Raw genomic sequence first — 14,240 nt, 5'->3', positions numbered from 1 at the left:
GTCTCAGGAATCCTTTTTGATTTCGACCAGATGCCGCACGGCAGACAAGCCGGGCACCCGGAGCGAATGGGTCGCCACCACGGACCAGCCAGCGGGCAGCCCTTCGGGGTCATTGTCGGCGTCGCGGCCCTTCATGGCGAGCAATTGTCCCCCGGGGCCGCACAGATGGCCGGCCACACGCGTGAACGTGCCGGTGGCGGAGAATGCGCGGCTCATGACTGTATCAAAGCCCTGGTCCGGACGGTAGTTTTCCACTCGGGAATGGACCACCTCCACATTGCCAAGACCCAGCTCCATGACCACCTGACGCAGGAATCGGGTCTTCTTGATCCCTGAGTCCAGCAGCACGAACTGCCAATCAGGCCGGGTCAGTGCCAGCGGAATGCCCGGCAGCCCGGGCCCCGTGCCCACATCCAGGATGCGCGGCCCGCGCGCATGGGGCAGTGCGGCCAGGGAATCCAGCAGATGGACATTGACCATATCCCTGGGGTCGCGCACGGCGGTGAGGTTGTAGGCCTTGTTCCAGCGAGTGAGCAGGGAGACATAGGCCAGCAGGGGCGTTTTCAGATCGGCATCCAGCCCCAGCTGGCCCAGCCCCCGGGCCAGGCGTTCTCCCACATGGGGTGGAAAGGGATGGACGGCATCGTGGGCGAGGCGGGTGGAATCAGGCACTGCGTTTGAGACTCATGGATTGTTTCTTGAGGTGCACCAGCAGCAGGGAGACGGCAGCGGGCGTCACGCCGGGGATGCGCGAGGCCTGTCCCACGGTGGCCGGTCGGTGTTCCGCCAGTTTCTGACGCACCTCGTGGGAGAGGCCGGCCACGGCCTGGTAGTCCAGATTCTCGGGCAGGGCGGTGTCTTCCAGGCGACGTGAACGCGCCACTTCGTCCTTCTGGCGCTCGATGTAGCCGGCGTATTTCACCTGGATCTCCACCTGCTCGGCCACCCGCGGGTCTTGCACTGGCGGGCCGGCGTCTGCCAGGGCAGTGAGTTCGGCGTAGCCAACGCCGGGGCGGCGCAGCAGTTCCAGCAGGGAGCAGTCCCGGGTCAGCGCCCCCCCGAACAGCGCCTGCGCCTGATCTTCGGGCACACGACCGGGTTTGAGTGTGACCCGCTCCAGCCGGGCGGTCTCGCGCTCGATGGCCTCGCGTTTGGCGGCAAAAGCGGCCCAGCGTGCGTCATCCACCACGCCCAGCTCACGACCGGCCGGGGTAAGGCGCAGGTCGGCATTGTCCTCGCGCAGGGTGAGGCGGTATTCGGCACGACTGGTGAACATGCGGTAGGGCTCGCCGGTGCCGCGGGTGATGAGGTCGTCGATCATCACGCCGATGTAGGCTTCGTCCCGGCGTGGGCACCAGGCATCCTGGTCGCGCACGCGCCGGGCGGCATTGATACCGGCCACGAGCCCCTGGGCTCCGGCCTCTTCGTAGCCGGTGGTGCCGTTGATCTGGCCAGCGAAGAACAGCCCCTGCACGGCACGGGTTTCCAGGCTGGGCTTGAGGTCGCGGGGGTCGAAGAAGTCGTATTCGATGGCGTAGCCGGGCCGGATGATGTGGGCCTGCTCGAAGCCTTCGATGGAGCGCACCACCTGGACCTGCACGTCGAACGGCAGGCTGGTGGAGAGGCCGTTGGGATAGATTTCGTGGGTATCCAGGCCTTCGGGTTCGATGAAGATCTGGTGACGTTCCTTGTCGGCGAAGCGCACCACCTTGTCCTCGATGGAGGGGCAATAGCGGGGGCCGATGCCTTCGATGACGCCGCTGTACATGGGGGAGCGGTGCAGGTTGTCGCGAATGATGTCCAGGGTGCGCGGGGTGGTCCAGGTAATGTGGCAGCTGATCTGGCGCGGGTGCTGGGCGGCGCTGCCGATGAAGGAGAACACGGGCGTGGGGGTGTCGCCGGGTTGTTCGCTCACCCGGTCAAAATCGATGCTGCGGGCGTCCAGGCGCGGCGGTGTGCCGGTCTTGAGGCGACCCACGCGTGGTGCCAGTTCGCGCAGGCGTTCGGCCAGGCGGGTGGCGGGGGGATCGCCGGCGCGGCCTCCTGCGTGGTTGGCCTCGCCCACGTGGATGCGACCGGCCAGGAAGGTGCCGACGGTGAGCACCACTGAGGGGGCCATGAAGTGCAGGCCGCCCTGGGTGATGACGCCGGTGACGCGTTCGCCTTCGATGATGAGGTCGTCCACGGCCTGCTGGAAGAGTTGCAGATTGGGCTGGTTTTCGACGCCATGGCGCACGGCGGCCTTGTAGAGGCTGCGGTCGGCCTGGGCGCGGGTGGCGCGCACGGCGGGGCCCTTGCGGCTGTTGAGGGTGCGGAACTGGATGCCGCCCTGGTCGGCGGCTCGTGCCATGAGGCCGCCGAGGGCGTCGATTTCCTTGACCAGGTGGCCTTTGCCGATGCCGCCGATGGCGGGGTTGCAGCTCATCTGGCCGATGGTGTCGATGTTGTGGGTGAGCAGCAGGGTGTTGCAGCCCATGCGGGCGGCCGCCAGGGCCGCCTCGGTCCCGGCATGTCCGCCGCCGACGACGATGACGTCGTATTGAGCCTGGTAGTGCATGGTTGAGGGCCGGGGTTGGGATATTTCTTTAGTTTAACCGTTTGAGGGGTTGGGTGCAGGGGATCGTGGGTGGTTTGGCTGGGGCATTGGCTTCCTTGGATGGGGGGGGCATTTCCTTCGTTCAGCATTGGGGGCGCCCCTTTGGGGAGGGTAAGGCCGTTCGCGGGACGCCGTGAATACATCCCTGTAGGCTTGAGCGCCGCATCCATGCGGCGCACACCCGCGCACAGCCTTACCCTCCCCAAAGGGGCTCGGATGCTGTATTGGCTTCGCCTTAGGGTGCCCTCCGAGTGGGTCGTGGGTGATCGCAGGGCTTGGGTGGGGGTGACCTCGCCCCTGGGTGCACTTCGGGAGCTCTGTAAGTAATCGCTAAGTTTTGGATGGATACGTCGGGTCTCAGTTGTCGCCTTCGCTTTGCAGGATGCTGATGTCCAGGCCGTCGAGGCCGCGTTGGCCGACCTTGTGGCCTGCCAGGCGGGTGGCGTTGGAGAGGGCCTGGGTGACGGTGCCGCCGTTGGCGAGGGTGTGGATGAGGCCGGCGTTGTAGGTGTCGCCGGCGCCGAGGGTGTCGATGACTTGGGGGGGTGGGCAGGCGGGGGCGTGGTAGAGGCCGTCGCGGCTGGCCCAGGCCCAGGAGCCTTCTTCGCCCCAGGTGCTGATGAGGATGGCGCCGGGCACGCGTTTGTGGATGCCCCTCAGGAAGGCTTCGGGTTCGTCGTAGCCGCGGCCGAGGACGAAGGGTCGGGAGAAGATGATGACGTCGGGTTGACCGAAGAGCATGTCGACGCCGTCTCTGTCCTTTTCCACTTCGAGGGAGATGGGGCGATGGCTGGGCTGGTGGCTGCGCAGGGTTTGCAGGATGCGGCTGGTGGTGTGGGTGTCGCGCGCCTGGAGGTGGATCCAGTCGTAGCGGTCCAGGGGGAGGTTTGCGACGTGGCTGGCTTGCAGTTCGGGCAGGTCGCGGTGGTGGATGATGGTGCGGGAGCCGTTGGTGGCGTTGAGGGTGATGTAGGAGGTGGGGGTGCGGCCGCTGCGACGCTGGCAGGTGTCGGTGCCGATGCCGCGCTGTGTCAGGAGGTTTTTGAGGCGGTCGCCGTCGGGTTCTTCCGCCAGGACGGTGGCCAGGTCGCAGTGGTGGCCCAGTTGTTTGAGGACGTGGAGGGTGTTGGCGGCGTTGCCGCCGGGGCAGGCGCGTTGTTCGAGGGCGCGCATTTCTTCGTCTTCCGCGGGGTAGTGGTCGACGATGTTGATGATGTCCAGGGTGGCGACGCCGATGCCGAGGATGTGGGCCATGGTGTGGGGTGCCTGTGGGCGGGTGGAGGCGGGTCGGGACAGGATAGTGAATGGGGGGGTGGGGGTAAAGTTGGGGGGTGTGGTGGCTGGCTTGGATTCCGCTGGGGGCTGGCGGTCCGCAGCTGGCGGTGAGGTCGGCGCATTGGGGGCGGTCCGGCTGCCGGCGGGACGCCGTGAATACGTCCCTGTAGGCTTGATCGCCGCATCCCTGCGGCGAACACCCGCCCACAGCCGGACCGCCCCCAATGCACCTGGATCGTGGTGAACCTGGGGTCGCGCCTTGCTGTTTGCTTTGGACGGACAGGCTCCGCTTGGGCCTGACACGACAAAGGGGGCTCGCGAGCCCCCTTTGTCTGCTTGGCATGGCCTACCCTGAGGGCGCCATCCCGGATGATGCGACTGACTTAGAAGTCGTAGCGCATGCCGGCGGTGAAGACCTGGCCGCCTTTAGCTTCGGCCGGGAACACACCGCGCCCTTCGCGCTTGTCCGTGATCGCAGCAGTCGTCTGTTCACGATAATACTCAGCGAAGAATTTCAGGTCATTATTGAACTGGTAGTCGTAACCGAGATGCACCACGGTCTCACCAAACTCCTTAACCTCGGCAACCATCACCTTGAACGTATTTTGTCCCATGGTGTAACCAGCATACACGTTCATGGCAGTGTCACCATCTTCTCCATACCCGGAATCGGCATCGCTGTAGAAGCGCTCATATTTTGCTCCCAGGTACAGGTCACCCATCGTATGAGCGATTGAGATCCCGGCCAGCGTCGTGTTGTCGTCACCTCGGAAGTCATCCATACCAACGGACACGATGGTGTCGCCAAAGGCATAACTACCCGTCAGCTGGACACGATCATCGCCATTCAGGCCATTTTCCTCACTCCAGGCGAAGGCGAAGGACAGGCCATTCATGTCCGGGCTGTAGTAAGAAATGCTGTCCTTCTCACGGAAGGTGGTGAAGGTCGCAAAGCCACTGTAGTAGCTGCTGAACATATCCACCGGGAAGGAGATGGCATTGTAATAGGGCATCCACATCTGGCCATACAGCAGCGTACCCATATCACCCTGCACCCCGATCTGGGCAACGCGCACGTCCTGCTCCTGATCCCACGGATCCTGCACGGCCTTGTTGGCGATGTCGATGGGCAGTTCAAGCTGGCCGATCAGGGTCAGGCCTTCAGCCAGGGGGTAGTCGGCGTTGAAGCCGATGCGGGAATAGGCGTCGCGGAAGCCGCTGTAGGAATCCAGGCCGCCGTCATTCTCGTCCTGGTTGTCAGGACGGACGTTTTCCACGGCGATGCGCGCGGAGCCGTAGAAGTCGAAGTTCAGGTCATTGGCCTGGGTGTAGGCCGGCACGGCCAGGGCGGCGGTGACGGCGGTGGCGATCAAGGTCTTTCTGTTCATGGCGTGTGTGTTCACTCGTTTTCCCGTCTGTGCGGGGTTTTGGTCATAAGCACGTTCAGACCCGCTGAACGTGCTGGTTTCAAAGGTGTTGTACTACCAGGCTGATGCCTTGGGTCCCATGAGGGCCCAAGGCATCAGCGGGTGCCCGAGTATCGTGCCGGGCACCCGTGGGGCTTACGGCAGCCAGGTGTCCACCAGGTCGCGGTTCTGCTCGACCCAGCGCTTGGCGTTGTCGTAAGGATCGCCGCCCTCTTCGTTCATCACCATCAACTCGGCCATCTTCTCAGGCGTCCAGTTGAAGTTGTTGAGGATGGCGTAGGCTTCGGGCATGTCGTCCTTGAGTCCGGCCCGGACGATGGTGTGGACGTATTCCTCACCACCGTAGATGCCCTTGGGATCTTCCAGGTACTTGAGATCCCAGCGGGCTTCCTTCCAATGGGGGGTCCAGGCGGTGACCACCACCCAGTCGTTGGTGCGGATGGCATTAGCCAGCACACCGGTCATGGTGGCGTCGGAGCCTTCCACCAGACGCAGGTTGAGGCCGTATTCCTCGATGGCGTCCTCGGTGGTGCTCATGATGCCGGCGCCGGGGTCGATGCCGATGATCTGGCGACCGAACTGGCGGCGGTGATCATTGAGTTCCTCGATGGAATCGATTTCCACGTAGGTGGGCACGGCCAGGCCGATGCGGGTGCCTTCCATGTTGGGGCCCAGGTCCTCGACCCGGTCCTGCACCTGCTCCAGGTAGTGGCCGTGGGTGGTGGGCAGCCAGGCGGCGACGAAGGCGTCCTGGTCGCCGGTGGCGACGGACTGCCACATGGCGGCGGCACTCACCGAAACCATGCGCACGTCGTAGCCGGCCTCTTCCAGCACCACGCGCACCACGTTGGTGCTGGCCACTTCGCTGGCCCACTCCACGTAGGGCAGGCTGATGCGACCCTTGTCGCCTGCGGTGGCAGCCATGGGCAGGGCCAGCAGGGCGATGATCATGATGATGCCGGCCCAGTGGGCGGCCCGTGTTTTTCTTGCTTGATGCATCGGCGTATCTCCGGTTGTGGGGCTGACTACTGCTGCTTCTTCTTGGGTTGCCCGATCTTCTGGGTGACCCGGTCGAGGATCATGGCCAGGATGACGATGGCGATGCCGGCCTCGAAACCGTTGCCCGGCTGCAGTCGCTGGATGGCGCGCCACACCTCGCCGCCCAGGCCGCCGGCGCCGATCATGGCAGCGATCACCACCATGGACAGTGCCAGCATGATGGTCTGATTGATGCCGGCCATGATGGTGGGCACGGCCAGGGGCATCTGCACCTTGAACAGTTTCTGGCGCCAGTTGGCACCAAAGGCGTCCGAGGCCTCCACCAGTTCCTTGGGTACCTGGCGAATGCCGAGGATGGTGAGGCGGATGGCCGGGGGCATGGAGAAAATGACGGTGGCGAACATGGCGGACACCTGCCCCAGCCCGAAGAACGGGATGGCCGGGATCAGGTAAACGAAGGCCGGCATGGTCTGCATGAAGTCCAGCACCGGCATGACCGCCGCCTTGAACCGGTCGGAAAGCCCCCCCAGGATGCCCAGCGGCAGGGCGATGGCCACGGCCACGGCGGTGGCGAACAGCACCAGGGTGAAGGTCTCGACAGTGGCCTGCCAGAGCTGCAGGTTCCAGAGGAACAGCAGGCCGGCTGCCGTGCCGATACCCACGCGCCGGCCTGCCAGGTACCAGGCGAGGGCCGCGAAACCGAGGATGACCACCCAGGGGGGCGGGAAGCTGAGGGCGGTCACCACGCCTTCCACGCCGTTGCCGAGCACGGTACTGATGGCCCGGGTGACACCCGAGAAGGTGGTGGTCAGCCAGTCCAGACCGTCGTCGATGTAATCCGACAACGGGAACTTGCCTACGAAGGGAAAATCTTGACTCATTGTATGGTGATCCGGGCTTGAACGGGGGTCATGGGACAGGCCTTGCCACCCGGGTGCAGGCCACAATCGGCTCGCACCCGGAGACGCATACCGTCAGGCGCCGACCTTGGCTTCTGCGGTTTCCTGGGCCTGGGTGGGTTCGGTTTCGCCTTCGCCATCTCCAGCTTCGGCATCCTCCTTGTCGGGCTGGGCATCGGCGAGCGCGGCCAGGACTTGCGTCTTGACGATGGTGCCCAGCAACTTGCCGTTGTCGTCCACCACGGCGAGCGGAATGCGCGTGTCCACCAGCATCTGGAACAGCGTGCCAATGCTCTCGTCGGGTTTCACCGCGTAGTGGTCGCGCTGGATGATGCCCTCCAGGGTCTTTTCCTTGCGCTTGACCGCCTCGGCCGCGTCCTCAGCCCAGACATAGCCCTCCAGGGTGCCGTCGCGCTGGGTGACAAAGACGCTGTAGAAGCTTTCCTGATCCATCTTGTGCAGCGCAGTGCGAGGCCCATCGTTGGGCGTCACACGTATTCGGGAATCGTGCATGATGGCGCCGGCGGTCAGGATCTGGGTCTTGTCCACATCCTCCACGAAACGCTCCACGTAGCGGCTGGCGGGGGACGTGAGGATGTCCTCGGGGGTGCCGATCTGCACCACATACCCATCCTTCATGAGCACGATGCGATCCCCCAGTCGCAGGGCCTCGTCCAGGTCGTGGGTGATGAAGACGATGGTCTTTTTCACCCGGGACTGCAGGGCCAGCAACTCATCCTGCATGTCACGGCGAATCAGGGGGTCCAGGGCGCTGAAGGCCTCGTCCATGAGCAGGATGTCCGGGTCCACCGCCAGGGCCCGGGCCAGGCCCACGCGCTGCTGCATGCCGCCGGACAATTGCGAGGGATAGGACTGCTCCCAGCCATCCAGACCTACCAGCTTCAGCGCCTCGGTGGCCTTGGCGTCGCGGGTTTCCTTGTCGGTACCGCCGATCTCCAGCCCAAAGGCGGCATTTTCCATGATGGTGCGGTGAGGGAACAGGGCAAAGTTCTGGAACACCATGCCGAACTTGCGACGGCGTCGCTCCAGGACCTGATCGTTGGATAGCTTGAGGATGTCTTCGCCGTCGATCACCACCTCGCCAGCAGTGGGCTCGATGAGACGGTTAAGGCAACGGATCAGTGTGGACTTGCCGCAGCCACTGAGCCCCATGACCACGAGGATCTCGCCCTGGGCCACATCGAAGCAGACGTTCTGGATCCCCACCGTCTGCCCGGTGCGCTGAAGGATTTCCTTTCTGTCCAGGCCCTCGTCCAGGAGTTGCAAGGCGCGTTCGGGGTGGTCACCAAACACCTTGGTGACGTTCTTTACCTGGATTTTCGGTTGCAAGGTCTTGTCCTGCCTGGGCCCCTCGAAGGACCCGTGAAAGTTCGGAAAAATGAAAACACTGCGCCCCGATGCCTGTTCAGGCCCGGGGCGCAGCGAGCTTCAGATCAGATCCGGGCCGCAATGCAGCCCGGGCCTGTTCCATGCCGCGGCCTCAACGCACCGCGTCGAGGAAGTGCATGTGCCGCTCATAGTGCTCCAGCACGTCGTTGATGAGGGCCTCCTGGCTCCAGCCCACCACGTCGTAGTCCTGACCACCCTCGCTCAGGTGCACCTCGGCCCGGAAGTACTTCAGGGCCTCAGCCCGTTTCGGGCGGGTATCACGCATGACGAAGGACGGCGGCTCGTAGGCACGGGGACGCACGGAGTAGAAGAAATCGATCTCCTCGCCATGGCGCACTTCCACCCAGCAACGACCGTCTTCACGCTCGCCCACCACGGCGTCCAGGTTCTGCTTGCGCAGTTCCTCTGCCACCGCATTCAACGCGGGCTTGACCGTTTCCTGGATGTAGCGGACCACCTCGTTACGGCGTGGCTGATGCACGATGGAGCGCAACCGCCGCTGCCAGCTCACCGCCGCGTGCGGACCCACGGGCGAGACCCGGGCCTCCAGCAGGCTCACCTTCTTCATCCGGTCGATGCGCAAGGCCTTGAGCAGCCCCCAGCACATGATGATCATGATGATGGTGAAGGGCAATGCACTGGCAATGGTGGCCGTTTGCAGTGCTGCCAGTCCCCCGGCCAATAGCAGGGCCGCGGCGATCACGCCCTCCAGAATGGCCCAGAAGATGCGCTGCCAGGTGGGGGAATCTTCCTTGCCCCCGGAGGTGAGGATGTCCACCACCAGAGAGCCGGAGTCCGAGGAGGTAACGAAGAACGTCACGACCAGTATCGTGGCCAGAAAAGCCGTGATGGTGGAAAACGGCAGGTGTTCAAAGAACTGGAACAGCGCCACCGAGGTATCCGCCGACACCTGCTCTGCCAGATCGCCGATGCCCTGTTCCATGATCATGTTCAGGGCCGTGTTGCCGAAGAAGGTCATCCACATGATGGTGAAACCCACCGGCACCAGCAGCACACCGAAGGTGAACTCGCGAATGGTACGTCCCCTGGAGACGCGAGCGATGAACATGCCCACGAAAGGCGCCCAGGCGATCCACCAACCCCAGTAGAACAGCGTCCAGCCGCCGATCCAGTCCGTGGGTTCGTAGGCATAGAGGTTGAAGGTCATGCTGAACACACTGGAGACATAGTTACCGGTGTTCTGCACCACTGTCTGCAGGAGGTAGACCGTGGGCCCGGCCACGAGCACGAAGATCAGCAAGCCGACAGCCAGGATGATGTTGAATTCAGAGACCCGACGGATGCCGCCGTCCAGCCCCAGCACCACGGACACCGTGGCGATGGCCGTGATGACCGCAATCAGCACCACCTGCACAATGGGCGCGTTGGGCACACCGAAGAGGTATTCCAGGCCGGAGTTGATCTGCATGGCACCGAAACCCAGGGAGGTGGCCACGCCAAACAGGGTGCCCAGCACGGCAAAGGTGTCCACCGTATGGCCGATGCCACCATGGATACGATCACCAATCAGGGGATACAGGGACGAGCGGATGGTCAGGGGCAATCCCTGACGGAAGGCAAAATAAGCCAGCGAGAGCGCCACCACACCATAGATGGCCCAGGCATGCACGCCCCAATGGAAGAAGGTGATGCTCATGGCGTCGCGGGCGGCCTGAACCGTTTCCGGGTCGCCGGTGGGCGGCGACACGTAGTGCATCACCGGCTCGGCCACGCCAAAGAACATCAGCCCAATACCCATGCCCGCAGAGAACAACATGGCGAACCAGGAGAGATAGCTGTAGTCGGGCTCACTATGGTCCGGCCCGAGTTTGATTCCTCCATAACTGGATATGGCCACAGCGAACATGAACACCACGAAACCGGCTACGGCCAGGACGTAGAACCATCCCACCTTGTCGGTGACCCAGCCCAGGACGGCACTGAACACATCCCCCGCCAGATCGGTGAATGTGGTGGCAAACACCACCAGGACAAGGGCTATCAGCGCCGAGGCGATGAACACCGGCGGGTTGATCTGCAAACGCGGTGCCCGTGTCGGGGCATCGTTACTTTCGGCCATAGACCCTCCTGATACCATTGGCTATGAGTACCGGCCACCTGGCCGGAAAAACCTTCAACGACGGACTGGCCGCACACATCTGGCCGGGGCATCGAAACCGGGGATTCGAATATCCCCGCACCCCATCAATCGGCCGCTCGCGCGAACCAGACGGGCCACGACACGCCGCAGCGCACATCACTCAACGCTTGATTCCAAACCACTGCCCGAGAGTTATTCTTGTCTTGAAAAGGTCACCGACCCCTTGCACCCGGACCAGCCTTGCCGAGGACTGCATGCTCGGGAAATCACGCTGAAAATTAACATAGAAAGCCCGAGTCGTGCGACCCGGCGTGCTGTCAGCGGTATGCGGGCCAGTCGTAGTCCATGATCACCGGGGCGTGATCGGAGAAGCGATCCTCCCGGTGCACGGCGGCCGCGCGCACGCTGTCCGCCACCCCCGGGGTTGCCACCTGATAGTCGAGACGCCAGCCCACATTCCTGGACCAGGCCTGACCACGATGCGACCACCAGGTGTATTCATCGGGCTGCGGATTCACCCGACGAAAGGTGTCCACCCAGCCCACCTCGTCGTAGAGCTGATCCAGCCAGGCCCGCTCCTCGGGGAGAAACCCGGAATTCTTTTGATTACTGCGCCAGTTGCGCAAGTCGATGGCCTTGTGGGCGATGTTCCAGTCGCCGCACAGGACGTACTCCCGACCATCCTGACGGGCCGCCCGCAGACGCCCCATGAAGGCATCCATGAACCGGTACTTGGCCTGCTGCCGGACCTCGCCGGAGGAGCCGGAGGGCAGATACACGGAGGCCACCGACAAGCCACCAAAACGCGCCTCGATATAGCGCGCTTCAGAATCGAACTCCTGCGAATCCATACCGATCACCAACTCATCGGGCGCTTGGCGGGTGTAGAGGGCCACGCCGCTGTAGCCCTTCTTCTGCGCATCGAAGTAGTGGCAGTGATAACCCCGGGGATGAAAGGTCTCATCCGCGAGCTGATGCACCTGTGCCTTGGTCTCCTGGATGCACACCAGATCCGCCTCACAGGCTTCAAGCCACTGAAAAAAACCCTTGCGGGCGGCGGAGCGGATACCATTCGCGTTAAAATTGACAATGCGCATATCTGAATCGGTTCGATGAGGGTTTCAGGTCGAGCCGACGAACTTACCACAGGGGCTGCCCGCCGGCCTTGTGAACCCCAAGGGATCCTTGTAACTTCAAGCCCATGAACACATTCCGCACCGAATTCCTTCAATTCTGCCTGGAGAGGGGCGTACTGCGCTTTGGCGAGTTCACCCTCAAGTCCGGGCGGGTCAGCCCCTACTTCTTCAACGCCGGCCTGTTCAGTACCGGACGGGACCTGTCACGACTGGGGGCCTTCTATGCCCGTACCCTGGTGGATGCTGATGCCGAGATCGACATGCTCTTTGGCCCGGCCTACAAGGGCATCCCCCTGGCGGCTGCCACCGCCATCGCGCTGGCGCAGCAACATGATCGGGATTACCCCTATTGCTTCAACCGCAAGGAGGCCAAGGACCATGGTGAGGGAGGCAGTCTGGTGGGCTCTCCGCTCACGGGCCGGGTACTCATCGTGGACGACGTGATTACCGCCGGCACTGCAATCCGCGAGTCCGTGGAGATCATCCGCGCCGCTGGTGCCGAGCCCGCCGGCGTGTTGATCGCGCTGGATCGCCAGGAACGGGGGCAGGGTGAACTGTCCGCCATTCAGGAAGTGGAGCGGGACTTCGGCCTCAAGGTGCATGCCATCGCCACCCTCTCCGACCTGGTGGAGTTCCTGGGCGAACTGCCCGACATGGCACGGCATCGGGATGCCGTGGAAGCCTATCGAAAGGAATTCGGGATCCGGATTTAGGAACGGGTGCCGCCGTGATCCACCTCCCCGCGCGATGGCCCACACAACTGCTGGCGGGCACCTTGCTGCTGACCATGGCCTCGGGGGCCGGGGCACAGATGTATCGCTGGGTGGACGAGGATGGTCAGGTGCACTTCAGCGACACCCCGCCCACCGATGCAGGCCGCTACGACCGCGAGGTCCTGGATCGGCGGGGGCTGGTGGTGGAGCGACTGGAGCGCGCCCAGACCGCCGAGGAGCGGGAACGGGAACAGGCCCGTCAGGCCGCGGAGGCAGAGACCGCTCGTCGTGAGGCGGAGCAGTCCCGCGCGGACCGCATCCTGCTGCAGTCCTTCGGCTCGGAACGGGAATTGCTGCACGCCCGGGATGACCGTCTGGCCATGGTGGATGGCAACATCAACCTGGTACGCAACAAGCTCTCATCCCTTCAGGAACAGCACGAGGAGGCACGTGACCGGGCCCAGCGCCTCCAGGCCCAGGATCGTGAATTACCGGAGAACCTGCAGCGGCGCCTGAGCTCGCTGGAACGCCAGATCCTTCGCCATGAGGAGCAATTGGTCGCCCGCCAACAGGAACGCGAGGCCCTGGTGGAGCGATTCAATCGGGACCTGAAACGCCTGCGGCAATTGCGCCAGGAGCAGGAAGGCCCTGCATCCTAGGCATCGCTGATACGACCTGACACCACCTGCGCCCGAGCCGGGCGCTCCAGGATCCATCACCCGCGGATCAGTGTCCCCACCCCCTTGTCGGTCAGCAATTCCAGCATCACCGCATGGGCGACGCGCCCGTCGATGATATGGGCACTCTTCACCCCCGACTTGACCGCATCCAGGGCACACTGGATTTTCGGGATCATGCCTCCATGGATCACGCCCGAGGCGATCAGCTCGTCCACTTCCCGGGCAGTCAGTCCGGTGAGCAGGCTGCCCGCATCATCCAGCACACCCGGGGTGTTCGTGAGCAGGATCAGCTTTTCGGCGGCCAGCACCGAGGCCATCTTGCCCGCCACCAGGTCGGCATTGATGTTGTAGGCCACCCCATCCTCACCCACCCCCACCGGCGCGATCACCGGAATGAAATCCCCCGAGTCCAGCATGTGCACCACCGCCGGATCGATGGAGGCCACCTCTCCCACATGCCCAAGATCGATGATCTCCGAGGCCTCGGGGTCCGCTTTCGCGCGCCGATGGCTCAAGCGCCTGGCGCGGATCAACCCGCCATCCTTGCCGGTCAGCCCCACGGCGCGCCCGCCGAATTGGTTGATGAGACTGACGATCTCCTTGTTCACCAGCCCTCCCAGGACCATCTGCACCACATCCATGGTCTCCCGGTCCGTCACCCGCAGGCCGTCGATGAAACGGGACTCCTTGCCCAGCTGGTCCAGCATCTTGCCGATCTGCGGCCCGCCGCCGTGGACCACCACCGGGTTCATGCCCACCTGCTTGAGCAGGACGATATCCCGGGCGAAGCCCCGTTTGAGTTCCTCGTCCACCATGGCATTGCCGCCATACTTGATCACCAGGGTCTTGCGGGAAAAGCGCTGGATATACGGCAGCGCCTCGGTCAGCACCCGGGCGATGGTGTGCACACTGATTTGGTCCATGGCGGTGGACTCGGACATGGGGCATTTCTCCGTTTTTACAGATCAAGACAATACAACGAACAGGGGTGACAGGGTGGCAGC

General features: G+C 63.6%; 12 protein-coding genes. 2 read left to right on the top strand and 10 right to left on the bottom strand.

What is annotated here, in order from left to right:
* Positions 1 to 3 precede the first annotated feature (3 nt).
* The 9 genes from rsmG to ECTHA_RS0115005 all read right to left on the bottom strand — a co-directional run bounded on the left by rsmG (position 4) and on the right by ECTHA_RS0115005 (position 11,804).
* Complete coding sequence (gene rsmG / locus ECTHA_RS0115045) at positions 4 to 672, bottom strand: 16S rRNA (guanine(527)-N(7))-methyltransferase RsmG (protein WP_025283079.1); 669 nt, start codon at positions 670 to 672, stop codon at positions 4 to 6.
* Positions 665 to 2,557: a tRNA uridine-5-carboxymethylaminomethyl(34) synthesis enzyme MnmG gene (mnmG, locus tag ECTHA_RS0115040; RefSeq protein ID WP_025283080.1), complete on the bottom strand. Its 1,893-nt coding sequence runs from the start codon at positions 2,555 to 2,557 to the stop codon at positions 665 to 667. The genes rsmG and mnmG overlap by 8 nt, the downstream gene beginning before the upstream one ends.
* Positions 2,558 to 2,953: 396 nt before the next feature.
* Complete coding sequence (locus tag ECTHA_RS0115035) at positions 2,954 to 3,850, bottom strand: PfkB family carbohydrate kinase (RefSeq protein WP_026623851.1); 897 nt, start codon at positions 3,848 to 3,850, stop codon at positions 2,954 to 2,956.
* Between the two features lie 404 nt (positions 3,851 to 4,254).
* Positions 4,255 to 5,259: a porin gene (locus ECTHA_RS0115030; RefSeq protein WP_025283082.1), complete on the bottom strand. Its 1,005-nt coding sequence runs from the start codon at positions 5,257 to 5,259 to the stop codon at positions 4,255 to 4,257.
* A gap of 174 nt (positions 5,260 to 5,433) precedes the next feature.
* Positions 5,434 to 6,249 (bottom strand): glycine betaine ABC transporter substrate-binding protein, encoded by an 816-nt coding sequence (locus tag ECTHA_RS0115025; protein WP_026623850.1) that lies wholly within the window; start codon positions 6,247 to 6,249, stop codon positions 5,434 to 5,436.
* A gap of 74 nt (positions 6,250 to 6,323) precedes the next feature.
* Positions 6,324 to 7,178, bottom strand: a complete 855-nt coding sequence (locus ECTHA_RS0115020; protein WP_025283084.1) for an ABC transporter permease — start codon at positions 7,176 to 7,178, stop codon at positions 6,324 to 6,326.
* Positions 7,179 to 7,271: 93 nt separating this feature from the next.
* A complete protein-coding gene (locus tag ECTHA_RS18575; RefSeq protein ID WP_238623991.1) occupies positions 7,272 to 8,546 on the bottom strand; it encodes a quaternary amine ABC transporter ATP-binding protein in 1,275 nt (424 codons plus the stop codon).
* Positions 8,547 to 8,697: 151 nt separating this feature from the next.
* The gene (locus ECTHA_RS0115010; protein WP_025280259.1) at positions 8,698 to 10,686 is read right to left on the bottom strand and encodes a BCCT family transporter; all 1,989 of its coding nucleotides are present in this window, start codon (positions 10,684 to 10,686) and stop codon (positions 8,698 to 8,700) included.
* A 338-nt stretch (positions 10,687 to 11,024) separates the two neighbouring features.
* Positions 11,025 to 11,804 carry an exodeoxyribonuclease III gene (locus ECTHA_RS0115005; RefSeq protein ID WP_026623849.1) on the bottom strand — a complete coding sequence of 260 codons (780 nt, stop codon included), beginning with the start codon at positions 11,802 to 11,804 and terminating at the stop codon, positions 11,025 to 11,027.
* 104 nt (positions 11,805 to 11,908) lie between these two features.
* Here ECTHA_RS0115005 and pyrE point away from each other — a divergent pair, with 104 nt between their 5' ends.
* Together pyrE and ECTHA_RS0114995 are read left to right on the top strand one after the other, a co-directional pair.
* Complete coding sequence (gene pyrE, locus ECTHA_RS0115000) at positions 11,909 to 12,556, top strand: orotate phosphoribosyltransferase (RefSeq protein ID WP_025280258.1); 648 nt, start codon at positions 11,909 to 11,911, stop codon at positions 12,554 to 12,556.
* Between the two features lie 14 nt (positions 12,557 to 12,570).
* Entirely contained in the window at positions 12,571 to 13,215 is a 645-nt protein-coding gene (locus ECTHA_RS0114995; RefSeq protein ID WP_025280257.1) for a DUF4124 domain-containing protein, read from the top strand.
* A 56-nt stretch (positions 13,216 to 13,271) separates the two neighbouring features.
* Here the strand turns inward: ECTHA_RS0114995 and argB are convergent, their stop codons facing one another.
* A complete protein-coding gene (gene argB / locus ECTHA_RS0114990; RefSeq protein WP_025280256.1) occupies positions 13,272 to 14,159 on the bottom strand; it encodes an acetylglutamate kinase in 888 nt (295 codons plus the stop codon).
* Positions 14,160 to 14,240: the final 81 nt, after the last annotated feature.

The organism is Ectothiorhodospira haloalkaliphila ATCC 51935 (assembly GCF_000633935.1).
In the GTDB taxonomy this organism is placed as follows: Bacteria; Pseudomonadota; Gammaproteobacteria; order Ectothiorhodospirales; family Ectothiorhodospiraceae; genus Ectothiorhodospira; species Ectothiorhodospira haloalkaliphila.
This window is presented reverse-complemented; position numbering and strand designations above follow the sequence as displayed.